General features: G+C 71.4%; 21 protein-coding genes. 9 read left to right on the top strand and 12 right to left on the bottom strand.

What is annotated here, in order from left to right:
• Nucleotides 1-9: 9 nt before the first annotated feature.
• Nucleotides 10-420: a Fur family transcriptional regulator gene (locus ACH4UK_RS31155; protein WP_398361666.1), complete on the bottom strand. Its 411-nt coding sequence runs from the start codon at nt 418-420 to the stop codon at nt 10-12.
• 379 nt (nt 421-799) lie between these two features.
• Here ACH4UK_RS31155 and katG point away from each other — a divergent pair, with 379 nt between their 5' ends.
• A complete protein-coding gene (gene katG / locus ACH4UK_RS31150; RefSeq protein WP_398361664.1) occupies nt 800-3,055 on the top strand; it encodes a catalase/peroxidase HPI in 2,256 nt (751 codons plus the stop codon).
• Nucleotides 3,056-3,157: 102 nt separating this feature from the next.
• Here the strand turns inward: katG and ACH4UK_RS31145 are convergent, their stop codons facing one another.
• Complete coding sequence (locus tag ACH4UK_RS31145; RefSeq protein ID WP_398361662.1) at nt 3,158-4,966, bottom strand: flavin-containing monooxygenase; 1,809 nt, start codon at nt 4,964-4,966, stop codon at nt 3,158-3,160.
• Nucleotides 4,967-5,137: 171 nt separating this feature from the next.
• Between ACH4UK_RS31145 and ACH4UK_RS31140 the strand changes: the two genes are divergently transcribed.
• Nucleotides 5,138-6,157 carry an SMP-30/gluconolactonase/LRE family protein gene (locus tag ACH4UK_RS31140; protein WP_398361660.1) on the top strand — a complete coding sequence of 340 codons (1,020 nt, stop codon included), beginning with the start codon at nt 5,138-5,140 and terminating at the stop codon, nt 6,155-6,157.
• 12 nt (nt 6,158-6,169) lie between these two features.
• Here the strand turns inward: ACH4UK_RS31140 and ACH4UK_RS31135 are convergent, their stop codons facing one another.
• The 5 genes from ACH4UK_RS31135 to ACH4UK_RS31115 form a co-directional block, all read right to left on the bottom strand.
• Nucleotides 6,170-6,757: a TetR/AcrR family transcriptional regulator gene (locus ACH4UK_RS31135; protein ID WP_398361658.1), complete on the bottom strand. Its 588-nt coding sequence runs from the start codon at nt 6,755-6,757 to the stop codon at nt 6,170-6,172.
• A gap of 161 nt (nt 6,758-6,918) precedes the next feature.
• Nucleotides 6,919-7,644 carry a class I SAM-dependent methyltransferase gene (locus ACH4UK_RS31130; RefSeq protein ID WP_398361656.1) on the bottom strand — a complete coding sequence of 242 codons (726 nt, stop codon included), beginning with the start codon at nt 7,642-7,644 and terminating at the stop codon, nt 6,919-6,921.
• Between the two features lie 91 nt (nt 7,645-7,735).
• Nucleotides 7,736-8,830, bottom strand: coding sequence for a hypothetical protein (locus tag ACH4UK_RS31125; RefSeq protein WP_398361655.1), 1,095 nt, complete (start codon nt 8,828-8,830; stop codon nt 7,736-7,738).
• A gap of 111 nt (nt 8,831-8,941) precedes the next feature.
• The gene (locus ACH4UK_RS31120; protein WP_398361653.1) at nt 8,942-9,517 is read right to left on the bottom strand and encodes a hypothetical protein; all 576 of its coding nucleotides are present in this window, start codon (nt 9,515-9,517) and stop codon (nt 8,942-8,944) included.
• A gap of 86 nt (nt 9,518-9,603) precedes the next feature.
• On the bottom strand, nt 9,604-10,383 hold the full coding sequence (locus ACH4UK_RS31115; protein ID WP_398361651.1) for an NAD(P)H-dependent oxidoreductase: 780 nt from the start codon (nt 10,381-10,383) through the stop codon (nt 9,604-9,606).
• A 153-nt stretch (nt 10,384-10,536) separates the two neighbouring features.
• Here ACH4UK_RS31115 and ACH4UK_RS31110 point away from each other — a divergent pair, with 153 nt between their 5' ends.
• Nucleotides 10,537-11,385 (top strand): helix-turn-helix transcriptional regulator, encoded by an 849-nt coding sequence (locus tag ACH4UK_RS31110; protein WP_398361649.1) that lies wholly within the window; start codon nt 10,537-10,539, stop codon nt 11,383-11,385.
• Between the two features lie 62 nt (nt 11,386-11,447).
• Here ACH4UK_RS31110 and ACH4UK_RS31105 read toward each other — a convergent pair whose 3' ends face one another.
• Complete coding sequence (locus tag ACH4UK_RS31105; RefSeq protein WP_398361647.1) at nt 11,448-11,903, bottom strand: VOC family protein; 456 nt, start codon at nt 11,901-11,903, stop codon at nt 11,448-11,450.
• 197 nt (nt 11,904-12,100) lie between these two features.
• On the opposite strand from ACH4UK_RS31105, the gene ACH4UK_RS31100 reads away from it, so the two are divergent.
• Both ACH4UK_RS31100 and ACH4UK_RS31095 read left to right on the top strand, forming a co-directional pair.
• Nucleotides 12,101-12,505 (top strand): FKBP-type peptidyl-prolyl cis-trans isomerase, encoded by a 405-nt coding sequence (locus ACH4UK_RS31100; RefSeq protein WP_398361646.1) that lies wholly within the window; start codon nt 12,101-12,103, stop codon nt 12,503-12,505.
• Between the two features lie 93 nt (nt 12,506-12,598).
• Nucleotides 12,599-13,039, top strand: coding sequence for a hypothetical protein (locus tag ACH4UK_RS31095; protein ID WP_398361644.1), 441 nt, complete (start codon nt 12,599-12,601; stop codon nt 13,037-13,039).
• 63 nt (nt 13,040-13,102) lie between these two features.
• On the opposite strand, the gene ACH4UK_RS31090 is transcribed toward ACH4UK_RS31095, so the two are convergent.
• From ACH4UK_RS31090 to ACH4UK_RS31075, 4 genes are all read right to left on the bottom strand, one after another.
• A complete protein-coding gene (locus ACH4UK_RS31090; protein ID WP_398361643.1) occupies nt 13,103-16,165 on the bottom strand; it encodes an alpha-mannosidase in 3,063 nt (1,020 codons plus the stop codon).
• 99 nt (nt 16,166-16,264) lie between these two features.
• A complete protein-coding gene (locus tag ACH4UK_RS31085) occupies nt 16,265-17,248 on the bottom strand; it encodes a LacI family DNA-binding transcriptional regulator (protein WP_398361869.1) in 984 nt (327 codons plus the stop codon).
• Nucleotides 17,249-17,442: 194 nt separating this feature from the next.
• Nucleotides 17,443-18,432, bottom strand: coding sequence for an ROK family protein (locus tag ACH4UK_RS31080; RefSeq protein ID WP_398361641.1), 990 nt, complete (start codon nt 18,430-18,432; stop codon nt 17,443-17,445).
• Nucleotides 18,429-20,141, bottom strand: a complete 1,713-nt coding sequence (locus ACH4UK_RS31075) for a hypothetical protein (RefSeq protein WP_398361639.1) — start codon at nt 20,139-20,141, stop codon at nt 18,429-18,431. Before ACH4UK_RS31075 ends, ACH4UK_RS31080 begins: the two co-directional genes overlap by 4 nt.
• A 283-nt stretch (nt 20,142-20,424) precedes the next feature.
• Between ACH4UK_RS31075 and ACH4UK_RS31070 the strand changes: the two genes are divergently transcribed.
• From ACH4UK_RS31070 to ACH4UK_RS31055, 4 genes are read left to right on the top strand one after another with little or no spacing between them, the layout of a single operon-like run.
• Nucleotides 20,425-21,738, top strand: a complete 1,314-nt coding sequence (locus ACH4UK_RS31070) for an ABC transporter substrate-binding protein (RefSeq protein ID WP_398361638.1) — start codon at nt 20,425-20,427, stop codon at nt 21,736-21,738.
• The gene (locus ACH4UK_RS31065; RefSeq protein ID WP_398361636.1) at nt 21,735-22,694 is read left to right on the top strand and encodes a carbohydrate ABC transporter permease; all 960 of its coding nucleotides are present in this window, start codon (nt 21,735-21,737) and stop codon (nt 22,692-22,694) included. Before ACH4UK_RS31070 ends, ACH4UK_RS31065 begins: the two co-directional genes overlap by 4 nt.
• Nucleotides 22,695-22,696: 2 nt before the next feature.
• A complete protein-coding gene (locus tag ACH4UK_RS31060; RefSeq protein ID WP_398361634.1) occupies nt 22,697-23,557 on the top strand; it encodes a carbohydrate ABC transporter permease in 861 nt (286 codons plus the stop codon).
• Nucleotides 23,558-23,610: 53 nt separating this feature from the next.
• Nucleotides 23,611-24,786: a glycoside hydrolase family 76 protein gene (locus tag ACH4UK_RS31055; protein ID WP_398361632.1), complete on the top strand. Its 1,176-nt coding sequence runs from the start codon at nt 23,611-23,613 to the stop codon at nt 24,784-24,786.
• The last annotated feature ends 44 nt before the right edge of the window (nt 24,787-24,830 follow it).

Here is a 24,830-nt window from a genome sequence, read left to right as displayed (position 1 = left end):
GGCAGGTCGTCAGACGCAGTCCGGGCACAAACCGCGGTAGGTCATCTCCACCGAGCCGACGGCGAACCCGAACCGCTCGGCCTCGGGCAGGTCGCCGAGGGCGTCGCCGTCCGGGTGGACGTCGCGGACCGTGCCGCAGCCGGAGCAGACCAGGTGCTGATGGGGGCGGCGCGCGTTCGGGTCGTACCGCCTGGCCCGGCCCACGGTGGAGACCTCCAGCACCTCGCCGAGCGCGACGAGTTCCCCCAGCGTGTTGTAGACGGTCGCGCGGGAGATCTCGGGCAGTCGCGCGGCGGCCCGCAGATGCACCTCGTCCGCCGTCAGGTGCACATGGTCGCCGTCGAGGACCTCGGCGACGACACGTCGCTGCGAGGTCAGCCGCCAGCCACGCCCCCGCAGCCGTTGAAGGAGGTCGCTCATACCGTTTCACCTGCTCCGCTTCGCGGGGGACGCGCGGCCCCGGAAGGATCCGACGACACCGCGCCCCGTTGATTATGGTTTTAGCGCACTTCTTGACTTGGACGAAGTCCATCGTAGGATCGGTCCCGGCGCCATCCAAGAGACAGGAAGACTCCGGTACGGCAGCAGAGACACGTGACGGGACACCGCCGGACGGCCGCTCAGCGCGGCCCGGCTGCCGAGCGCCGTCCTCGTCGCACCGCCCGGGACCGTCCGGTCCGGCGGCGCGTGAGATGTTCGGGCGACCCGCGGCGAGCCCCCGGCGTGCCCCTTCTGTACGGCCGAATCCTCCTCACCCGTTCAGCGCCCCCACGACCCGCCGGGTCCGGAAGGATTGCTCATGACCGAGAACCACGCGTCGCATGCCTTTGATCCCGTCACCCCGGATTCGCCGGAGACGGCCGTCCCCGAGGTGCCCGAGGCACAGGCGGCCGGCTGCCCCGTGGCCCACGGCCGCGCGGCGCACCCCGCCCAGGGCGGCGGGAACCGCCAGTGGTGGCCGGACCGCCTCAACCTGAAGATCCTTGCCAAGAACCCTGCCGTCGCGAACCCGCTCGGTGCGGACTTCGACTACGCGGCCGCGTTCCAGGGGCTCGACCTGCCCGCGGTGAAGCGGGACATCGCCGGGGTGCTCACCACGTCGCAGGACTGGTGGCCGGCCGACTTCGGCAACTACGGACCGCTGATGATCCGGATGGCCTGGCACAGCGCCGGCACGTACCGCATCAGCGACGGCCGCGGTGGCGCGGGCGCCGGTCAGCAGCGCTTCGCCCCGCTGAACAGCTGGCCGGACAACGGCAACCTGGACAAGGCCCGCCGTCTGCTGTGGCCGGTCAAGAAGAAGTACGGCCAGGCGCTGTCCTGGGCCGACCTGCTGATCCTCACCGGCAACGTCGCGCTGGAGACCATGGGCCTGAAGACCTTCGGCTTCGCCGGTGGCCGCGAGGACGTCTGGGAGTCCGAGGAGGACGTCTACTGGGGCCCGGAGACCACCTGGCTCGACGACGAGCGCTACACCGGCGACCGTGAGCTGGAGAACCCGCTCGGCGCGGTCCAGATGGGTCTGATCTACGTCAACCCCGAGGGCCCCAACGGCAACCCGGACCCGGTCGCGGCCGCCCGCGACATCCGCGAGACCTTCCGCCGGATGGCGATGAACGACGAGGAGACCGTCGCCCTCATCGCCGGCGGCCACACCTTCGGCAAGACGCACGGCGCGGGCCCGGCCGAGAGCGTCGGCCCCGACCCCGAGGGCGCCCCGCTGGAGGAGCAGGCGCTGGGCTGGCGCAGCTCCTACGGGACGGGCAAGGGCGGGGACGCCATCACCAGCGGTCTGGAGGTGACCTGGACCAGCACCCCCACTGCGTGGGGCAACGAGTTCTTCCACAACCTCTTCGCCTACGAGTACGAGCTGACCAAGTCCCCGGCCGGTGCGCACCAGTGGGTCGCCAAGGATGCGGAGGCGACCATCCCCGACGCGCACGACGCGTCGAAGAAGCACAAGCCGCAGATGCTCACCACCGACCTGTCCCTGCGCTTCGACCCGGCCTACGAGCAGATCTCGCGCCGTTTCCACGAGAACCCGGCGGAGTTCGCGGACGCCTTCGCCCGTGCCTGGTACAAGCTGACGCACCGTGACATGGGCCCGGTCCAGCGCTACCTGGGCCCCGAGGTGCCCTCCGAGGTGCTGCTGTGGCAGGACCCGCTGCCCGCGCGCACCGGTGAGGCCCTGGACGCGGCGGAGATCGCCGCGCTCAAGGAGCAGGTACGCGCCACGGACCTGACGGCGGCGCAGCTGGTCTCGGCCGCCTGGGCCTCGGCCGCGTCCTTCCGCGGCAGCGACAAGCGCGGCGGCGCGAACGGCGCCCGGGTCCGGCTGGAACCGCAGCGCGGCTGGGAGGCGAACGACCCGGACGAGCTGGCCCAGGTCCTGCGCGGCCTGGAAGGCGTCCAGGAGTCCTTCAACGCCCGGGGCGGCAAGCAGGTCTCGCTGGCCGACCTGATCGTCCTCGCGGGCAACGCGGCCGTCGAGCAGGCGGCGGCGGACGCCGGCGTCGCGGTCCAGGTCCCGTTCACCGGGGGCCGGGTCGACGCCGCGCAGGACCAGACGGACGTCGAGTCCTTCGCCGCCCTGGAGCCGGCGTACGACGGCTTCCGCAACTACGTCGGCAAGGGCGCCCGCCTGCCCGCCGAGTACCTCCTCCTCGACCGGGCCAACCTGCTGACGCTGAGCGCCCCGGAGACCACGGTCCTGGTCGGCGGACTGCGCGTGCTGGGCGCCAACACCGGCGGCTCGACGCACGGCGTCCTCACCGACCGTCCGGGCACGCTGACCAACGACTTCTTCGTGAACCTGCTCGACCTGGGCATCACCTGGAAGTCGACGTCGTCGGCGCAGGACGTCTTCGAGGCCCGCGACGCGACGGGCCGGGTCAAGTGGACCGGTACCCGGGCCGACCTGGTCTTCGGCTCCAACTCCGAGCTCCGCGCCCTCGCCGAGGTCTACGCCGGCGACGACGCGCGGCAGAAGTTCGTGACGGACTTCGTCGCCGCCTGGACCAAGGTCATGAACCTCGACCGCTTCGACCTGGTCTGACCCAGCCCGGCCGGATCCGCTCCACCATCCACCGGCGCCTTCCGGCCTCGCGGTCAACACCGCGAGGCCGGACTGCTGTTGGCGGAACGCGCCTTGCCCGGGTCAGGGGCGTGCCGCGGTCCTGGGCCGGAGGACTTCGGCCACGGACCGGTCGCGCCAGTCGGCCAGCAGTTCGTGGAAGGCGACGGCACCGTGCGGGTAGGCGATGGGCCCGTTCGGCCGGCCGCGCCCTTCGCGGTTGTAGTAGCCGGGCGTGCACTCGGCGTGGAACCACTCGTGGTCGGGCGCTTCCGCTGCCAGGAGGGCGATCCAGGCGTCCTCGGCGGCGCGGGACGGTTCGATGACCGCGTTGCCGGCTTCGGCCGCCGCGACGAGGGCTGCGGCGTGGGTGGCCTGTTCGTCGAGGATGTGGGTGAAGTTCACGCTGCTCGCGTTCTGGAAGGCTCCCATCTGGATCAGGTTCGGGAAGCCGTGGCTGGTGAACCCGTGCAGGGTTCGCGGGCCGTGCTGGGCCCAGGCGTGCAGGAGTTGGGTGCCGCCCCGGCCGTGGACGGGAAGTTTCCCGGAGTGGATTCCGGACGATCCGACGAAGAATCCCGTGGCGAAGATCAGGCAGTCGATCTCGAGGATGTCGTCGCCCACCACGACGCCGCGTTCGGTGACGCGCTCGATGCCGTGGGTGTCGGTGGTGTCGACCAGGGTGACGTTGTCGCGGTTGAACGCCGGGTAGTACAGGTCGGAGAAGGCAGGGCGCTTGCAGGCGTAGCGGTACCAGGGTTTGAGCTTCTCCGCCGTCTCCGGAGCGGTCACGCTCTGCTCGACGCGGGCGCGGAGCTCGTTCATCTTGGCCGCGTCGGCGGCCTCGTAGGCGACTTCGAAGGCTTTCCGGTCGCTCCGGCGGCGGAAGCTCGGCAGCAACTTCTCCAGCAGGCCCGCCGAGGCGGTCCACTGGTCGGCGACCAGGTCCTGCTCTTCGGGTTCGCCCGAGACGATGCGCAGGTAGTTCTCGCGGCGTTCGCGTGCCCAGCCGTCATGGTCGGCGCCGACGTCCTGTGCGGCGGTTCGGCGGTTGGCTCGCACGTCGACGGTGGAGGGGGTGCGCTGGAAGACGTAGAGGTGCGCGGCGTCCTGTGCCAGCTGCGGGATGACCTGGACCCCGGTGGCGCCGGTGCCGACGACACCGACCCTCTTGTCCGCGAGATGGGTCATGCCGCCCTCCGGGGTGCCGCCGGTGTAGGCGTAGTCCCATCGGGAGGTGTGGAAGGTGTGGCCCCCGAAGTCCTCGATCCCCGGTATCCCGGGAAGCTTGGGGTCGGTGAGGGTGCCGGTGGCGTTGATGACGTACGCGGCCCTGATCACATCGCCGCGGTCGGTGGCCACGTGCCACACCTCGGATGTCTCGTCCCAGGTCAGCGACGTCACACCGGTCGAGAAGAGGGCGTCGGTGTAGAGGTCGAATTGGTGCGCGATCCGCATGACGTGGCGGCGGATCTCGTCCCCGGGCGCGTACTTCCACTCCGGCACGTATCCGGTCTCGTCGAGCATCGGCAGGTACACGTGCGACTCGATGTCGCAGTGGACGCCCGGGTAGCGGTTCCAGTACCAGGTGCCGCCGAAGTCACCCCCCTTCTCGATGATTTGGACGCTTTGCACGCCCTGCCGGCGCAGTCGCGCCCCGGCGAGAACGCCGCCGAACCCGCCGCCGATCACGGCGACGTCGACCGCGCCGTGGTGCGCGTCGCGCTCGGCCGGTCCCTCGATGTAGGGATCGGCCGCGTAGTACCCGAACTCGGCCTCGGCGGCCCGGTACTGGCTGCTGCCGTCCGTGCGCAGGCGGCGTTCCCGTTCGATGCGGTACCGCTCCCTCAGCGCGTCGAGTTCATCGTGGGCGGGGGTTCGGGGGGATGCCATGGGGGGCCTCGATCCTGCTCGGCGAACCGCTACGGTATCCCCTACCGGACAGTGCTGTCCGGTAGGAGATGCGGGCCTACCGCGAGATCCGGCCATCGTGCTTCCGCTCGCCGAGCGGCCGCGATCCGCTCGCGCGGCGGCGCGCACAGCGAAGAGAAAGAGTGAACTCCTGTGCGACACCTCCCTGTACGACCCCTGGCAGCGTTCGTCGCGATCGGCGCTCTGGCCCTGACCGGGTGCGGGACCCAGACAGGCACACCCGGCGACCGAGCCTCCTCCTCCGGTGCGGACATGACGATCCGTGCGCACAAGGTCATGCAACTGACCCGGCCGCACGAGGAATCCGGGATGACCCTGCTGGAGGGACCGGTCTTCGACGAGGACGGCCTCCTGCTGGTCGTCGACGTCACCGCGCCCGAGGGCAAGCCCAAGGTGATCCGTGTCGACGTCGAGAACAAGACGTTCCGGACCGTGCGCTCCGAAGGTCAAGCGGCTTACACGTCAGCGCAGTTCAGTCCCTACGACGGCCGGATCTACCTCACCGACTTCGCCCACGGCGAGGTGGTGAGTCTGGCTCCGGACGGCAGTGACGCACAGACCTTCTTCTCCGGCGAGATCGACGGGGCGCGGATGAACCCCGACGACCTCGCCTTCGACAAGGAGGGCAACCTGTACGTCAGTGACTCGCGCGGCCTGACCGAGGGCGAGGCGCACGGGCGGGTGGTGCGCATCAGCCGCGACGGCGCGAAGGTCACGGTGCTGGCCGAGGAGTTGGCCGCACCGAACGGGATCTCGTTCGACGTGGACCACCAGGGGCTGTGGTTCAGTGAGCTCACCGAGAACCGGATCTCCTACTTGCGTCTGGACGAGGACGGCGAGGTGACCTCCCGGCACACCGCGATCCGCGTCGACGGCGGGATCGCCCAGACGGACTCGATCGCCGTGGACGCGGACGGCAACCTCTACCAGGGGCTGCACGGCCGTCCGGCGATGGCGGTGTACGACCGGCACGGCAGGCACCTGGGTACCGTCGAGCTGGCCGGCCGGGTCGAGGGCCTGGAGTCGGCGACGAACGTCGCCATCACACCCGGCGGGACAAAGGCGTACATGACCGTCAGCGGCCCCGCCGGCGGATACCTGTACTCCTTCAAGGCGCTCGCGAAGGGCATTCGGCAGTCCAACGGGGGCTGACCGCCGACACGTTCAGCCCTTGAAGGGACGCACCGGCCCCACCTCGACGTCGAGCAACCGCCAGGCGGCCCGCGCCCGGTGCTCGCGTTCCTTGCGCGTGGGGCCGGTGACGGTGGCGGCGACCATGGCGACGGCGAGTTCCAGGTCGTCCTCCCTCAGCCGGTGGGCTCGCGGCAGGTGCGCCCGCAGGCACTCCTGGACCCGCTCGGACAGTGCCGACGCCTGTTCCCGGAGGCCGGAGCGGCCGCCCGCCTGCTCACCGTGGAGCAGCCCGATGAAGGCGGCCGACTCCACGAGGTGCCAGGTGAGCACCCCCAGGAGGCCGCTGAAGGTCGCCGCCCCGGCCTCGGCCGCCTGCTCGACCTGCAGCACGTTCTCCTCCAGGACCGCCTCGACCAAGGCGGTCCGGTCGGGGAAGTGGCGGTACAGGACCCCCTGTCCGACCCCGGCCCGGCGGGCGACGGCGGAAAGCGGCGCATGGAGACCATGCTCCGCGAAGATCCCCCGGGCGGCGTCGATCAGCGCCGCCCGGTTGCGGGCAGCGGCCTTGGGCCCTTGGTTCGCGGGGCGGCGCACCTCCTGCCCGGTGTTCTCCGTCATCCGGGCAGGTTACCGCTCGCTCCATGCCCCGGCCGTCGGCCTGCCCGAGGGCCCGTCGGGTCACACGGCTCCGGGCCGCGGCAGCCATCGCCATACCCGTCACGCACCGGCGGCACGCCGGCGGGAGCGCCTTCCCGGGCAGTGGTCCGGATCGGCAGACCTCAGGCGCGTCGGGCCAGGAAGACGAACTCCCTGCCCGGCCGGTCGGGCGCGTCACGAAGGTCCTCCACCACGTAGCCGTGCCTGACCAGGTCCGTCTCGACCTCTTCGCGCTCCCGGAAGCGCAGGGTCGAGTCCGACGTCAGCACCTGTCCGTCCGCTGCGAAGACATACGTCCAGCGGAAGGTCACCAGAGGCGGGCTCACCTCGATCAGCTGGACCCAGCTCTCGACGGAGCCGACGCCCGGGATCTCCGTCACGTGGTGGGAGTCCTCCCGGGTCCAGGCCTCCCAGGCGCGCCCGCCCGGATCACGGGTCTCCAGGACCAGGTGCCCGCCGGGCCGCAGCGCATCGTGGGCTCCATCGAGCGTCCTGTGCCAGTCGCCCGGATCAACGATTTCCTGGGCGACGTTCGCCGTCATCGTCGCGAGGTCGACCCGCAGCGGCGGGAGGGCTGCGGTGTCACCGCAGATCCAGCGCACGCGCTCACTGCCCGGTTTGCCGCGGGCGACGTCGATGGGCGCCTGGGCGGGATCGATGCCGATGACCTCGATCCCGCGGGCGGCCAGGAGCAGGGCGAACACCCCGGTGCCGCAGCCGATGTCCAGAACCTGCTGCGCTCCCACCTCTTCCGCCAGCCGGAGGTAGGCATCGAGATCGCCGCGGTCGGGATCGAGCGGATCGTGGATCGCGGCGAGTCGTGGATGCCCGAAGCAGTCGTCAGCCATGCGGTCGACCGTAGGCAGAACCGCCCCGGAGAGCGACCGCGTTTCACCGGACCCGGACCCCCTGCCCCGGCACCGTCTTCCGCGACGCGCTTCAGAAGATGTCGACCGATCTCCACCGCGTGAGGTTCTCGAGGACGGGGCGCATCCATGGGCTGTGAACGGCCGGCAGCCGAACCAGGGTGTGCTGGAACGTCTCCCGGTCGGCCCGGAACAGGTGGGCGGGGCGCGGTGGGAGCGGGTCGTCGCGCAGGACGTCCTCGGGTATGCGGCCCGACGAGGGAACCGGAACGTACGGCTGGGGAGAGACCAGCCACCGCCACACCCTCAGCGGCAGCGGCACCGGATAGGCCGACGCGGCCGGGCCGGCGGGGGTCCAGGTCCGGCCCGTCCGGGGATGGACCGGTACGAGGAGGATGTCGGCGTCCGCGTCGGGAGAGGGTGCTCCCGGTCCGGCCAGGACGGCGCGCCGCGTGGGCAGGCCCGCGGGCAGCAGCGTGTCGAGCGCGCGTCGGAACACGTCCGCCGTCATCCCGTCCGGGACCTTCACCGGCTGCCCCCGGGAGGCCGCCAGCAGGTGGGCGAGCGCCCGGCCGGCTGCCGCCTCCCACTGCGGACTCCACGACCAGTAGTGGCCCGAGCCGAACGGTCCTCCCCAGGTGGCGATCGGCTCGAACGGGGGCGTGCTCTCCCCGCTCTCCGCCAGCTCCGACCAGGAGAGCGGCTCGGGGTGGACACCGTCGACCAGGACGCGGCGCACCGCGTCCGAGCCGAGCCGCACCGCCTGCCACAGCGAGCAGTCGTCGATCCTGGTCGCCACGGGCAGACCGCACGCCTCGCAGACCATGTTGGGCCCGTCGGCCCCGCCCAGGCCACAGCAGGCGATGCCGCGCTCCTCGGGGACGAGCCGGGTTCCGCGGATATCGCCGGGGGCGATGACCACCGCCCCGGGCGTGCGCCCGGAGAGGGACCGGACCGGCGCGTGGCCGCCGCGCGCCTCCGCCCCGTCCGGATCGATCCCGTCCCGCTGCCGCCACGGCCCGCCCCAGGGGGCCAGGTCCACGGCGAACGTCCCCGACTCCATGAGCACCGGGAGCTGGGCCCCGTTCCCGTACTTCTGACGGGCATGGGCGGGGAGGCAGACCTCGGACAGGGGGACGGTCAGCTCGGCATCGCACCGGGCGCACATGAAGACGAACAGAGGTTCCTCCCTGGGGAAACCACCGCATCGTCGCAGCTCGGCCGTGGCCCCGCCATCGTGTTTCCCGGGACGTGACGGAGCGTCAACACAGGGTCCGCGTCAGCGCCCGGACGTTCCGAGGATCTGGTCGGCCGGCGTGAAGCGGTGCTCCGTCGGCTTCAGCACGTCGTAGAAGTAGCCGAAGTACTCCGTCTCGGCCGTTCCTGTGAGTACCGCCAGCAGGAAGGCGAGGCTCCCCCGGTCGTGGGGCTCCCACAGCGGGCCCTGCCCCTCGTTGTAGAGCACGGTCCACTCGTCGGGGTGCCGGCCGGGGCGTGCCAGCCAGTACAGGAACGCCCCCGTGCCCTCCTCGAATCCCCACGGCAGGATCCGCGCCCCGGGCTCCAGCAGACCGGCCGGCTTCTCCTCGCCCACCTGCCACAGTCCGGCCAGTACCTCGTCCCGTTCCGTCGTCTGCGCGCGCAGGTCGCACTTCTCGTGGGCGGCGCCGGGGACGAGCAGCCAGATCGTCTCGTCGAAGACCCCCTCGCCGTAGGTCTCGACGAGCTGCTTGTAGTCGGCGGGCAGAGCCGCGCCGACGGCGCGCTCGGCCTGCGCCCAGTCCACCGCGGGCGGCGGATCGGCAGGCGGCGGGCAGAGGCGGACGAGGGCGTCGAGAGCAGCGAGCGCGTTCATGGAGCAGACGCTACTGAACCCCGGCCGCGGACCACCATCGGCCGAACCCGCCCCGCACCGCACCTCGTCGGCGGGCAACCGGGCGGCTATCCGCGCACGTGCAGGCCGAAACCCTTGCGGCCCGGCACTTCCAGGCCCTCCTTCAACCGCAGTGACGGAATCTCGTAGTCACCGAAGTTCTGGCGCCGGAACGCGATCGGCTCGGTCGTCTCCAGCGACAGCAGCCGCTCCTTCCACCGCTTCGCGGCGTCCTCGAAGTCACCGCCGGTGATCCTGTCCGCGCCGTGGAGCACGAACGGCGGCAGCACCTCCAGACCCGGGTAGTACAGGATCCCGTGGTGGATCGGGAACAACAGGTCCTCGATCGGGCCGTTGATCCCGCGATCGGTGTAGTGGGACTCCGGGCCCCCGACCGTCACCGACAGGATCGCCCGCCGCCCCTGCAGCGTCCCCTCACCGAACCGCTCGCCGTACCGGGTCTCGTCGTGGACTCCGACTCCGTACGCGAAGTGGAAGGAGAACACCCGGTCCACCCATCCCTTGAGGATCGCCGGCATCGTGTACCACCACAGCGGGAACTGGAAGACCACCGTGTCGGCCCACAGCAGCTTCTCCTGCTCGGCCGCCACGTCGGGCGTGAGCGCTCCGGCGTCGTACGCCCCGGCCGAACTCGGCACCACCCGCAGCGGGCTTCTGGCGTGCTCTCCGAAGTCGGCCGCGTCCACCACCGCCTTCCAGTCCATCGCGTACAGGTCGCTCACCCGCACCTCGTGCCCGGCGGTTTCGAGCGTGGACACGGCGAGGTCCTTCAGTGAGCCGTTCAGCGAACGCGGCTCGGGGTGGGCGTAGACAATGAGCGTCTTCATGACGGTTCCCTTCGACCATGCGGCAAGGTGTGCCGCCACCGATGCTCGGCCGCCGCTGCCGCGTCGTACAGGGGGCGGCTCTTCCGTCGGACGGGACTTCCTGGTACTCGCAGGGCCACCTTCACGGGCCCGTGCCGGAGCCATACTGGGGGCATGGACGATCTTGCGGGCTTCCTGCGGACCCGGCGTTCCCGGGTCCGCCCGGCGGCCGTCGGCCTTCTGGCCGACAGCCGTCGACGGGTCGAAGGGCTGCGCCGCGAGGAGGTCGCGCACCTCTCCGGAGTCAGCGTCGACTACTACGTACGCCTGGAACAGGGCCGCGCGACCCAGCCCTCCGAGCAGGTACTCGACGCGCTCGCCCGCGTCCTCGGCCTCGACGGGACCGAGCGCGGGCACCTCGGCCGACTCGCGCGGCAGCGCCGCCGACGCGCGAAGGCGCCGGGCGGGCAGGTCCGGCCGGAACTGCTGCGCGTCCTCGGGCTGGTCGCCGACGCGCCCGCGCTGATCATGGACCACCGTCTGGACGTCCTGGCCGGGAACCGTCTCGCCGGGCTCCTCTTCGGGCGGCCGCTGCCGGGACTGAACACCGCCCGGCACATCTTCCTCGATGAGGCCGAGCGCGGCCTCTACGCGGACTGGGAGTCCTGCACCCTCGATGTCGTCGGGCACCTGCGCCTGGCCGCCGGCCGATACCCCGAGGACCCCGGCCTGGCCTCGCTCATCGGCGAGCTGGCGATGGGCAGCGAGCGCTTCCGCCGCCTCTGGGCCCGCGCGGACGTGCGGGCCCGCACCCATGGCCGCAAGGCGTACCGGCATCCGCTGGTCGGACTGCTGGAACTGCATCAGGAGAACTTCGCGCTGCCGGACGCATCGGGCAGGGAGCTGCTCGTGCTGTCCGCGGCCCCCGGCAGCCCCACCGAGGACGGGCTGCGGCTGCTGGCGAGCCTGGGCGCGGACAGCGAAGAGGCACAGCCCCCGGTGAAGGCCGAGGACCGCGAGTAACGCGGCGGCGCCCGGGTGCAGCCGCGAACGAGGGGCCCTGGCCGACCCCGTCGCGACGGCCCTCAGACGACGTCGAATTCGTTGCCCTCGGGGTCCTGGAGGGCGACGGCGTAGAACCCCATGCCCGGCTCGTCCTTGATCCGCAGCACGGTGGCACCGGCTTCGACCAGCCGTTCCACCGTGGCCTTGACCCGCTGGGCGCGGACCTCCAGCGGGACGTCACGGCCCCCACCGACCTTCAGGTCGAAGTGCCACCGGTTCTTGGCGGCCTTCGGCTCCGGAACCTGCTGGAACCACACCCTCGGTCCACGGCCCGCGGGATCGATGATCGACTCCGGCACATCTCCCGCACCGGGCGGCAACTCGTCCTCGGGCACTCCCATCGCCGCCCAGTAGGCACGCCACGTGGCGTGCCCGCCCGGCGGCGGCTCGGGCACATAGCCCAGGGCCTCGGCCCAGAAGGTCACCATCCTCTGCGGATCGGAACAGTCGATCGTCAGCTGCACCGTCATCTCCATACCCGCAGCATCCCAGGCGGGTCTGACACACGGTCCGCTCCCGCGACGCGCTCAGTCGGGTGGATCCCCGCCCCGAGTGCGTCACCCACCGGCCGAGCAGCCGCACGCGGCCGGTAGCGTGATCGTCTGCCGCGGGGAGTGTCCCGGTGTCGGGCCGGCCCGTGCGGGAAGTTCCGCTGGCGAGCGAGGGGACCGAGATGAGCGAACGGACGAAGCCCGGAATCGAGGTTCCGGAGGGTGACGCGCCCACCGAGCTGACGATCCGGGACCTCGTGGTGGGGGACGGACCCGAGGCCCGGCCGGGCAGGGTCGTCCGGGTTCACTATGTAGGGGTCACGTTCGCGTCCGGAAGGGAGTTCGACTCCTCCTGGGAACGCGACCAGCCGTTCAAGTTCGCCGTGGGCGGTGGCCGGGTCATCAAGGGCTGGGACCGGGGAGTGCGGGGCATGAAGGTCGGCGGCCGGCGCGAGATCATCGTTCCGCCGCGTCTCGGCTACGGCAAGCAGTCCCCCTCTTCGCTGATCCCGGCGGGCTCGACGCTGATCTTCGTCGTGGACCTGCTCACGGTCGTGGGCGGCCCGCCCGAGCGCGGCCCGGCGTGACCGCTTGCCGGGTACGATCACCCGGCGGCCGGTGCGGAGGCCCGGCCGGGGCCCTGGTACGCGGGGTGCGGCCGGGCACGCTAGTTTGCTCGGATGAGTCTCCTTGATGATGTGGCCGAGCGCGACGGCTGGCGATGCTGGGTCTGTGACGAAGCGGTCGACCCCGACGAGTCGGTGAACGACCCGCGGGGGCCCAGCGTCGACAGCCGGACCGCCGACCGGAAGGCCAAGGTCGCCGAGCGGCTCGCGCACCGCGGATGCAACACCCGCAAGGGCGCGGTCAAGGTGGTCATCGCCTGGCCGGACCACCTGTACGTGGTCGAACCCGCGCCGCTGATCAGCGTTGCCGGAAGGCTGGAGCGCAAGGGGGGCCGCGAGATGGTGGGCCGCTGCCCGACCAGGCGGGACGCCCAGGAGGCGGCGGACTGGCTGGTGGACCGGTTCTCCCGGCTGGTACCGGGGCTGCCGGTGACCGCCGGCATCGAGCCGGGCGGCGGCCAGTTCCTCATCACCCTGGCCACCGGCCGCCGCTGACCGGGGGTCACCGGCGGCCAGGCGCGGCGGGACGGGCCCTCGGCCCGCCCCGACGTACGTCGGTCAGACGCGCGGTGACAGCCGCACCGTCATGATCTGGAACGGGCGCAGAGCAAGCGTCATGCCGTCGGCGGTGACAGGAAGGTCGGGTCCGTCTGCCGCCGGCCGTTCGAGCAGGTCGGTGATCGTGGCCGCGGCACACGGGAATCCGGCGCGCAGCACCGTCGTGGCGCGGCCGCCGAGCGACTCGTAGAGGCGCACGATCACGTCTCCCGAGCCGTCGTCCGCGAGCTTGACCGCCTCGATCACGACCCCGCTGTGATCGACCTCGGCCAGCGGGGCGACCACGGCCGTGCCGGCGACGGTACGTTCGGCGAGGTTGAACCGGTAGCCCTCGCGGACGGCGTCGCCGATGTCCGCGCCGATCACCAGGCCGTAGCGCAACCGGTGTTCGCCCTGGTCGGATTCCGGGTCCGGGAAGAGCGGGGCCCGCAGCAGCGAGAGCCTGGCGGTGGTCGTCGTGCCGCCGTCGGGGCGGACGTCGTGGGTGACGTCGTGGCCGTAGGTGGAGTCGTTGACCAGCGCCACCCCCCAGCCCGGCTCCGCGAGGTGCAGGAAGCGGTGCGCGCAGATCTCGAAACGGGCCGCGTCCCAGCTGGTGTTGGAGTGGGTGGGCCGCTGGACGTGGCCGAAGGGGATCTCGCTGGTGGAGTTGCCGGCCCGGAGGTCGAACGGGAAAGCGGCCTTGAGGATCTTCTCCCGCTCCCGCCAGTCGATGGTGGTGTCGATGTCCAGCCGGCGGGCGCCCTCCCGCAGGGTCAGCCGTTGGCGGATGCGCGACCGGTTGACGGTCCGTACGACCTCGATGGCGTCGTCGTGGGCCGTGACCTCGTCGGCCCGGGTGAGGTCCTGCACGGTGTTCCGGTAGAACGCGTCGACGTCCCAGGCGTCCCACTGGTTGGGAAAGTCCTGATGGAGCTGGAGCAGGTTGCCCACCGCCCCGGGCGCGAGCGCTTCGCGCCCGGCCGTCAGGTCGTACGCGGATGTGATCAGCCCACGCCCGTCGACCGTGATCCGCACCAGCCCGTTGTCCAGGACGAGGCCGCCCTCGTGGCCGGGGCGTACGGCTGTCGGCCGCGGGGGTGCGGTGCGAGGGGCGGCGGCGAGTGCGGGCACCTCGTCGCGGTCGTGAGGGGCGGCGTTGAAGACGACGACGCCGCCGTCGGCGTCCGCCGGCCCGGCCAGGGCGCGCTGGGCGGTGTCGATGAGGTCGGTCAGCTCCCGGGCGACCTCCCTGTGGGCCTGCTCCGTCTCCCGGTGAACCCAGGCGATGGAGGAGCCGGGCAGGATGTCGTGGAACTGGTGGAGCAGAACGGTCTTCCATACGCGGTCGAGCTGGGCGTACGGATAGGGCTCACCGGTCCGCACCGCGGCCGTGGCCGACCACAGTTCTGCCTCCCGCAGCAGATGTTCGCTGCGCCGGTTGCCCTGTTTGGTGGCGAGCTGGCTGGTGAGGGTGCCCCGGTGGAGCTCGAGGTAGAGCTCGCCGACCCAGACCGGCGCGTCGGGGTATTCCTCGTGGGCCTTGGTGAAGAAGTCGGCGGGACCCTCCAGCTCCACCTTCGCGGAGCCTTCCAGACTCGCGAGCCGGTCGGCGCGCGCCAGCATCTCGCGGGTGGGACCGCCCCCGCCGTCCCCGTAGCCGAACGGCACCAGGGAGCGGTTGGCCGCCCCCTGGTCGCGGAAGTTGCGTTCCGTGTGGCCGATGTCGGCGCCGGAGAGGTCGCCGTTGTAGGAGTCGACGGGCGGGAAGTGGCTGAAGATCCGGGAGCCGTCGATGCCCTCCCACCAGAAGGTGTGGTGCGGGAACGCGTTGGTGGTGTTCCAGGAGATCTTCTGGGTGAGGAACCAGTCGATGCCGGCGAGCTTCATCAGCTGGGGCAGGGCGGCGTTGTAGCCGAAGGTGTCCGGCAGCCACATGTCCCGCGTCTCGACGCCGAACTCCTCCAGGTAGAACCGCTTGCCGTGGACGAACTGGCGGACCAGGGACTCGCCGCCCGAGAGATTGGTGTCGGGCTCGACCCAGAGACTGCCGGTCGGCAGGAACTGCCCGGTCGCCACCTTCTGCCGGACCCGGGCGTACACCTCGGGGCGCTGTTCCTTGAGCCAGGCCAACTGCTGGGCCTGCGACATGACGAACCGGAAGTCGGGGTGGTCGTCCATCAGCGCGGTCACGTTCGCGACCGTGCGGGCCGCCTTGCGGACGGTTTCGCGCACCGGCCACAGCCAGGCGGTGTCGATGTGGGCGTGGCCGACGGCCGAGATGCGGTGGGCGCCGGTGTGCGCGGGCGCGGAGAGCGCGGGAGCCAGGAGCGTCCTGGCCCGCCCGGCGGTGCCGCCGATGTCCTGGAGGTCGATCGCGTCGAGGGCGGCGCTCACCGCGAACCTGATCTGGCTGCGGCGGTTGGAGTCCTCGGGCAGCTGATGCATCAGCCCGGACAGCACGTCGAGGTCCTGGACGAGCTCCCAGACCGTCTCGTCGAAGACGGCGAGATCCATGCGGGTCAGCCGGTACAGCGGCTCGCCGACCGGCCCGGTGGGGGCGTCGGCGCGCAGCCAGGAGGCGACGGCGCCGGCGTCGGTGGGGACGAAGGGGTCGCCGGCGGCGTCGAAGTCGAAGATCAGCGGGTTGGCGGCGGCCTCGATGTGGAACGTGAAGTCCTCGCCGCCCGCTGCCCGTTCGGATACCAGGAGCCAGGTGTTGCGCGGGTTGAGGGCCTTGGCGGGGGTGCCGTCGGCGCGGTACACGAGCCCTTCGGCGGAGAAGCCGGGCTGGGTGGCGCCGAAGCCGAGGTCGAGCACCGCTTCCACCCGCTCCCCCGCCCAGTCGGTGGGGACGGTGCCACGGATCTTGAACCAACTGGTGGACCAGGCCGGGCCCCAGGGTTCGCCCGTGCTGATCGGCCGGTGGGGTCCGGCGATTCCCTCGCTCACCGGGACCGGTTCGCCGCAGACGTGGTGGACGCTCACTTCCAGCGGGAGGGAGCGGACGTGGACTGCGGGCCTGAGCCGCTGGTCGAGTACCCGGGCGAGCCGGCGTTCGGTCAGTGTGCGGTCGTCGTGCATGGAGACTCCATCGAAAGGTTCCGCGTGAGAAGCGGCAGAACCGTCCGCCGGCCCGTCGCGTGGCAGCGGTGTCCCGGGAAAGGGCGAACGGTGCGGGGCTTACGGTCGGTTGATCCCGTACCGGATGACTTCGGTGGGGACCACGGAGCGTCGTGCGGGCAGCGGGGTGCCGGGGCCCGCGTGGATGCGGTCGATGAGCATCTGGCCGGCCCTGCGCCCGATCTCGTCGGCGTCGTAGGACGCGATCGTCAGCGGGAGACCGAGGACGTCCGCGAGGTCGAAGTCGTCGAAACCGGCCAGGGCGACCGGGACTTCGAGGGTACGGACGGCACGGATGGCGCCCTGGGTCAGACGGTTGTTGGTGCAGAAGAGGGCGGTGGGGGCGTCGGGGGTCCCGAGCAGGGCGACGGCGGCGCGCTCGGCGGTGGCCACGTCGGCCGGTCCGCGGCGGATATGGCGTTCGTCCGGCTCCAGGCCGGCCGCCTCATGGGCGGCCCAGTAGCCACGGAAGCGTTCGGCGCCGGTGTAGAGCGCGGGCGGGTTCCCCAGGAACCCGATCCGCCGGTGTCCGTCCTCGATCAGCAGGGCGGTGGCCGCCTCCGCTCCGCCGAAGTCGTCCACCAGGACGCAGTCGGCGTCCATTCCCGACGGCGGCCGGGAGGCGAGGACGATCGGCATGCCGTGCAGAGCGGCCGGTGCCAGGTGCCGGTGGCTTCCGCCCGCCGGAACCACGATCATCCCGTCGACCTGGCGGGACGCCAGATCCTCCACCAGTCCTCGCTCCCGGTCGACCAGTTCGGCGGTGTTGGCGAGCAGGACCCGCAGTCCGTGCTCGTAGGCCACCTCCTGAACACCGAGCGCCAGCCGCGAGTAGAAGGGGTTGGCCAGGTTGGTGACGACCAGGCCGATCATCCCGCTGCCCCCGACCCGCAGCCGGCGAGCGGTTTCGTTGCGACGGTAGCCGAGCGCGTCGACGGCGCTCAGCACCCGCTCCCGGGTGGCTTCGGTGACCCCTGGGTCGTCCTTGAGCACGCGGGAGACGGTCATCGCGCTGACCTGGGCACGGGCGGCGACGTCACGCATCGTCGGCGTGGCGACGTCACGCGCTCGATGCTGCGCCACAGCCGGTCCTTCCTTCGTGCCGTCAGGGGATCTGTGTCGTCGGTGGGCGGCCGGAGCCGCAGGCGCCGTCATTGTAGAGAGTGCCCGGCCACGGGCTCTGTCCGACCCGGCGGGCGGAGCCGGGCAGCGCCTCGTCGAGGGGCCGCGCCGGCTCCTCACGGCCGGGCCGCTCGGTGGGCGTCGCGGGGCACAAGCCGGGACGTCAGGGGGTCGTCCTCCGGCCGACGCCCCAGGGCCCAGTGGGCGGCGCCGATCAGGGGCGCGTCCTCCGGCCGCAGGGCGGTACGCAGGTCCATCGCCGCAACGAGGGCATCCGCTCCCGGCCCGGCGGCCCCGGCCCCGGTGGCGAGTCCGGCGCGCAGCGCGGGGCCGATGAGGTCGAAGGACGCGGCCATGGAGCCGCCGACGACCATGACGTCCGGCCGGAACACGGCGCACCAGGGCGCCAGGGCACGCCCCAGCGTGGTGAAGCACCCGCTGATCGCCGCGGCGGCGTGCGGGTCCTCTCCGCGGGCCAGTGCGGCGATGGCGCTGACGTCCGGGCCCTCGGCTCCCCCGGGGAGACCTGCCGCCCGGACATACCGGCTGCGGATCGCCCGCCGCGAGACCACCTCCTCCAGCGGCAGTCCGTCGACGACGATGCGGTGGGCCCGGCCTTCTGGCGGCACGGTGGAGCCCTCGGTGACGGGGCGCCCGTCGACCAGGAAGGAGGATCCGACGCCGGTGCCGAGCGTGACGCACACGGACCGGTTCCGCCGTGCCGCGGCCCCGCTGTGGTGCTCCCCGATGGCGAAGGCGTCCGCGTCGTTGAGGAAGCTGACGGCGCGCGGGTGCGGCAGCCGCTCGCGCAGTTCCGCCCCGACGTCGATACCGTGCAGCGCCTCGAACTTGCCGATGCCCCGGAATCTCCCGACGCCGGCCGCGTAGTCGAACGGTCCCGGTACGGCGACGCCCCAGTGCGCGTGATCGGGCGCCGCGACGAGCCTGGCCGCCTCGGTGAAGGAGTCGAGGATCTCCCTCGCGCCGGCGTCGGCGGACACCGGTCGGCGGACGACGGAATCGGCGACCGGCAGGCCGGTCTCCATGTCCACCAGGGCGGCGGTGACATGGGTGCCGCCGATCTCCAGCACGGGCACCCGGGTCATGACGGTGTCACCAGGGACTTGACGACCTGCACGGGTCGTCCGCCGACGGGGTGGAGGCGGTAGCCGCCCACGGCCGCCGGCACGGTGAGGGTCTCGGCGAAGGCCAGGTCGTGGCGCAGGCCGTCGGCGGTCTCCACCACCACGCCGTCGCCGGCGGCGACGTTGAGGATGTGGAAACGGCCCTCGGTGTCGTCGTGAGCCGGCCCCGTTCCGTCGAGGACGAAGCGGTGGACCGCGTAGAACATCTCGGGCAGCGCGCCGAGGACCTCCTCACGCCACCCCGCCCCCTCGCGCAGGGTGCGCGGCCGCTGGACGAGATCCTCGGCGACGTCGCCGCCGCGCCGCACGGTGTCGAGGTTGGCGAAGGCGTGCCGGTGGGACAGCGGCCTGGGGGCCCCGGAGGTGGAGCGGCGCAGCCAGTCGTAGAAGCGCAGCGAGTAGAGGTAGGGGGTGGCGCTGATCTCCAGCACGAGGTTGCCCGCGCCGGAGGAGTGCGGGGTGCCGGCCGGGATCATGAACAGCTGGCCGGGGTCCGCGGGGAACGTCTGGACGTGGTCCTCGACGCGCAGCGGTGTGGCGTGCGCCGCCGACGCCTCCACCTCCTTGCGCAGGATGTCCACGTCCGCATTCTGCCGAAGCCCGAGGAAGACCCGGGACCCGGGCTCGCTCGCCGTGACGTAGTAGGTCTCGTGCTGGGTGTAGGGCAGGCCGAAGGTCTCCCGCATGTACTGCTCCCGCGGGTGGCAGTGCAGCGAGAGGTTGCCGCCCCCGACGGTGTCGAGGTAGTCGAAGCGGATGGGGAACGAGGTTCCGTAGCGCCGGTGCACGTCCACGCCGAGGAACTGTTCGGGGTGCAGGACGCACAGGAGCTGGAAGGGCAGTTCCACCAGCGCCCCGGCCTCCTGGCCGACGAGGACGCCCGCTTCGGGGGCGATCAGCTCGTAGCCGAGGGCGGTGTTGCCGTTATCGGGTGCGAAGCCGAGCTTCTCCGAGGCCCACCGGCCGCCCCAGGGGGTGGAGTTGAAGTAGGGACGGGTACGCACGGGCTGCCGGGCGAGGGTGGCGAGGGTGGCGCGGACCTCCTCGCCGTCCAGGGACGCGGGGGCCTGCGGGTCCTGTACGTCGATCCACCGGTCGATCCTGGGCGCGAGCGCATCACGGTGACGGTCGGTGACGGGCCAGTCCGTGTAGAAGAGGCTGCGCAGTTCGCCCGGCGTGTGCGGGCGCCCGAGGTTGACGCCCACCGGCAGCGTTCCGGCGGCGACAGCGGCCTCGGCGTACCGCTTGGGCAGGTCCACCCACCAGAGGAGATCGGGTGAGCAGAGGGCGGCACCGGGGCCGAAGACCAGCAGGACGCCGTTCGTGGGACGTTCGAGGGACAGTCCGCCGTCGAAGAGGTCGGCCATCTCGAACTCGGCGAGCGGCAGGAAGAACGCGTCGGCCTCGGCTTCGGGGACGCAGAACCGCTCCACGGCCGCCGGTGACCAGCGCTCGCGCACATCGAGGACGGCGACCTCCCTGGACCGGTCGCGCAGAGCCGTGGCGATCCCTCGGGCGGCTTCGTCCCAGTCCAGGGCCGCCGGCCCGTCCAGGGCGAGCACGACCGGCCGGGCGGGCAGGGTAGCGACTGCTTCGCTCCACCCGGTGAGCACAGCTGCGGTGGCCGGATAGCGCGGGTCGGGGTCGTAGGGGCGGGGCGTTGAGTGCACAGGTACTCCTGACGGGTGAGCGGGCGACCGAACGGATGGTATCGATAACAATCAAGGGGGACAAGACCGCTGCCCAGTCGCCCGGCATAACTACAGCTAGACATGGGCTTCCATCGAAATCTCGTCACGGAGTCTTGTTTCGTCCTCATGGTGTCGTTAACATCCTGGCAATCCGGACCGCCGCTGCCGTGCGGTGCGGCGAGATCTCTCAGAGGGCCACACCCCTCACCCACCACACCCCAGAGCCAGGGATCCCAGCCGGGATCCCGAGGGAAGGGAACCCATGAGATCAATCGGCGGGGCGGCACAGTGGCCGTCCCACCCCCTGGGCCGCCGCGGCGTCCTGGCGGCCATCGGAGCGGGCGGCGCGGCCGTGCTGGCCGGCTGCGCCCGAGGCGACAGCACCGCCGTGCGGCCCGGCACCACCTCGCTCGCCAACGACAACGCCACCTGGGACCAGGGGTATGTCGCGGCCGGGCGGGAACTGAAGAAGCTCACCGGCTACGCGCTGCGCCCGCTGTCCAACCCGAACCCCACCTCGTACCGGCAGGTCACGCAGATCTCGCTGCAGACGACCAAGGCCACCGACATGATCAAGTGGGCCTCGGGCTACTTCCTCAAGTCACTGGCCCGCACCGGGGAGCTCAGCGACCTCTCCGCCCTGTGGGCCGACTACGAACGCAGGGGCTGGGTCACCTCCCAGACGCGTGAGGCGATGTCCTACCGCGGCTCCGTGTACGGGATCCCCCTCTACGAGTCGTACTACGTGCTCTTCTACAACACGGCCCTCTTCCGCAAGCACCGCCTGCGGGCGCCCGGCACCTGGGAGGAGCTGCTGCACAACGCCGAGGTGCTGAAGAAGGCGGGCGTCGTCCCGTTCGTGGCCACGCAGAGCGGCAACTGGCCGGCCTACGAGTGGTTCCAGGAGCTCGTCAGCAAGGTGGACCCCGCGTTCTACGCGAAGCTCATCAGCGGGAAGGCGCGTTACACCGACCCGCAGGCGAAGAAGGCCCTGCAGATCTGGCAGGACTTCATGCGCAAGGGCTGGATGACGCCGGCGGACTTCGACCAGAACAACGGTCCGGCCGCGCTGAAGGCCGGGCGGGTCGGTATGTTCCTGCACGGCTCCTGGCAGTCGCAGGGGATCGCCGCCACCGGGATGAAGCCGGGTGTCGACTTCGACGCCTTCGTCATGCCTCCCGTCGACTCCGCCACCCGCCGCTCCGTCATCACCGAGTCCGGGGTGCTCGCCGTCCCGCGCAAAGCCGTCTCGCACGAGGCGGCGATGGCCAACGCCGCGAACTGGCTCGACCCTTCGGTCCAGAAGGTGTGGACCGACTTCCTCCAGGACGCCTCGGCCAATCCGCGCTCCCGGCCCGGCAACCCGGTGATGGCCGGCCTCAAGGACCGGGCGCTGCGGGAGCGCTGGACGCTCCTGCCACGCTACGGCGAGTCGGGCCCGCCCAATCTGATCCAGGGAAACACCGACGACCTGGGGGGCTTCATGACCGGGGCCTCCTCCCTCGACGGCACGCTGCGGAGCATGGCGGGCCGGGCAGCCGAGGAGTGGTCCGCGTGGGAGAGGGACGAGGCATGAGTTCATCTCTTGACCAGCGCCGGCCGCCGCTCCCCGGGCCGCACACCCCGGCGTCGCCGAGCCCCGCGGGCTCCGCCGCCACGCGGCGGCCCGCCCGCCGGATACGGGACAGGCTGGCCGGGGCCGGATTCCTGGCTCCCGCCGTGCTCCTGGTGAGCGCGCTGCTACTGCTCCCGTTCGCCACGACCGTCCACCGGAGCTTCTTCGACGACCGGCGCGTCTCGGGCTTCGCCGGCCTGGACAACTACGCTCTCTTCCTCAACGACCCGGTGCTGACCCGGTCGATCCAGAACACCCTGATGTGGGTGGTCGGCACGGTCGCGCTGCCGCTCGTCCTGGGCCTGGCCATCGCCGTGCTGACGCACGGCGGCGGATGGTCACGGGCGGCACGGCTGGTCGTCGTGCTCCCCTACGCCCTGTCCGGCTCGGCCGTCGCGGTGGTGTGGAACTTCGTCCTCAACACCGACGGCGCGGCGAACCAGGTGCTCAAGGCGTTCGGCATGGATGGGCTCGCCCAGGGCTGGCTGCTGGAGTGGCCGGGCAACACACTGGTCATGATCATCGCCAATACCTGGCAGTCGGCCGGCGTCGCAGTGATCCTCTTCCTGGTCGGCCTCCAGACCATCCCGCCCGAGACGCTCGAGGCCGCTTCGCTGGACGGAGCGGCGGGCTGGCGGAGGTTCTGGTACGTCGTGCTGCCCCAGCTGCGGACCGTCTCCGTGATCGTCGTCGGCAGCAGTCTGGTCAACGGCCTCAAGTCCTTCGACCTGATCTGGGTGCTCACCCAGGGCGGGCCCGGCCGGCAGTCCGAGACGCTCGCGGTCTCGATGTACCAGGAGACCTTCCTCGCCCTGCATCCCGGAGCGGGCGCGGCGGTCGCGGTCGTCCTCACCACGATCGTGCTGTTCGCCTCGTGGCTGTACCTGCGGCGTCAGCTGACCCCGAAAGGCAACTGATCATGCCTACCCCCCGCAGCACGCCACCGCGTGCCCCGCGAACCCGGCCCACACCGGGCAGGATCCTGCGCAACACGACCCTGGTGGTCATCTCCCTGGCCTGGGCGCTGCCCACCTGGCTGCTGCTGGTCAACGCCCTGGTGCCGGCCGCCGACTACGGCGGTACGCCCCACTGGTGGCCGCAGGGCTTCGGCCTCCTCGACAACATGTCGCAGGCCTGGACGAAGGCGGATCTCGGCCCCTCCATGGGCAACAGCCTGCTCTACGCCGTCACCAGCGCCGCCACGGCCATCGTGGTGGCCACCACCGCCGCGTTCGCGACCGTCATCATGCCGGTCCGGCACAAGACGCTCTGGTTCTGGCTGATCTACTCGGGGACCCTGCTGCCGCTCCAGGTCTTCCTGCGCCCGCTGTTCCTCGCCTACGCCGACACCGGGCTCTACGACGCCCAGCTCGGGCTGTACCTGGTGTACGTGGCGATCGCCATCCCGTTCGCCTACTTCATCATGCGCAACTTCGCGCTGACGCTGGCACCGGAGATCATCGAGGCCGCCCGGATGGACGGTGCGTCCTGGTGGCGGATCTTCTGGCAGATCCACGTGCCGCTGTCCAGGTCCGCCATGGTGGCCACCTTCGTCTTCCAGTTCGTCGCCGTCTGGAACGACCTGCTCTTCGGGATCACGCTGGCCACCAGCAAGAACATCCGCCCCGTCATGGCCGCGCTGGCCGAACTCCAGGGCAACTACTCCAACGTGGGACCGCCGGTCGTCCTCGGCGGCGCCCTGCTGGTCTCGCTGCCGACCGTCGTCCTGTTCTTCTCCGCACAGCGCTTCTTCGTCAGCAGCCTCAAGCTGCACGGCTGAGCCCGCGTACAGCCGTCGCCCATCGCCGTTCCCCCTTTCCTGAAAGGCAGACCATGCGGAAGACACCGGTACGCGCCCTGGCCCTCGCCATCCTCTCCGGGGCCCTGTGGGCGAGTCCCGCCACCGCGGCCGACCGCGAGGAGACCCCGCTCTCTACCTGGGTCCACCGCGCCGAGGTCACCTACGACTCGTTGCAGCGGCACCTCTACCAGGGCCCGCAGGAACACGGCCTGTACCTGGAGAAGACGCCGCGCCAGGAGGGGGAGAACCCCCACTCCTACCTCTGGCCGCTGCGTGAGGCGGCCGCCGCCACCGTCGACATGTCCGAACTGCCGCGCGTCGGCGCCCGCTACCGGCACGATGCCGCCGAGCGCTTCACGGCGCTGCGGCTGTACTTCAACCCCCGCGACGGCAGGTCCGGATACGACTCCTACCTCCCCGCCCCTCTCGGCCAGGGCGGAGACGTCTTCTACGACGACAACGCCGTCGTCGGGCTCTCCTTCCTCGACCAGTACCGGACGACCGGAAAGAAGCTCTACCTCGACCGGGCGCTGGAGACCTACCGGGTCGTCGGCCGGGGCTGGGACGAGGACCCCGCCAAGCCGTGCGCCGGAGGCATGCACTGGGTCGACTCCCCCGCCAACTACATGCGCGCCGCCAACGTGACGGGGCTGTCCGCCCAGCTGGCCGCCGAGCTCTACGCCATCGAGCGCGACGACCGGTACCTCGCGAGCGCGAAGCAGTGGTACGAGTGGAACTGGTCGTGCCTGCGCCGGTCCCCCGGCCTGTACGACAACAGCCGCGACGACGACGGCACCGTGAACACCACCCTGTGGACGTACAACTCCGGCGCGATGATCGGCACCGCGACGACGCTCTACCGCGCGACCGGAGAGCGGAGCTACCTCGACCGCGCTGTCGAGGACGCGCAGGGCTCGCTCACGTACTGGAAGCAGGGCGACCGGCTGCACGACCAGCCGGCGATCTTCAACGCCTTCTACTTCGACAACCTTCGCCTTCTGAACGAGGTGCGCCCCGACCCCGCCTACCGCACGACCGCCGCCGCCTATGCCGAGCAGACCTGGGAGGCGAACCGGACGCCGTCCGACGGCCTGTTCCGCTTCCAGCCCTCCGGCGGCGGTGACCACGCCCCGGCCGCGCCGGCCGAGACGCTCGGGCAGTCCGCGATGGTCCAGATCTTCGCCGGTCTGGCCTCCGACCCCTCCTGAGCCTCCGCCCCGTACCTGAGCCCCACCACCACGCCCGGCGCAGC

This window comes from Streptomyces sp. NPDC020884 (assembly GCF_044333935.1).
In the GTDB taxonomy this organism is placed as follows: Bacteria; Actinomycetota; Actinomycetes; order Streptomycetales; family Streptomycetaceae; genus Streptomyces.
Note: the sequence above shows the minus strand (reverse complement) of the source record. Positions and strands in the feature narration are given on the sequence as shown.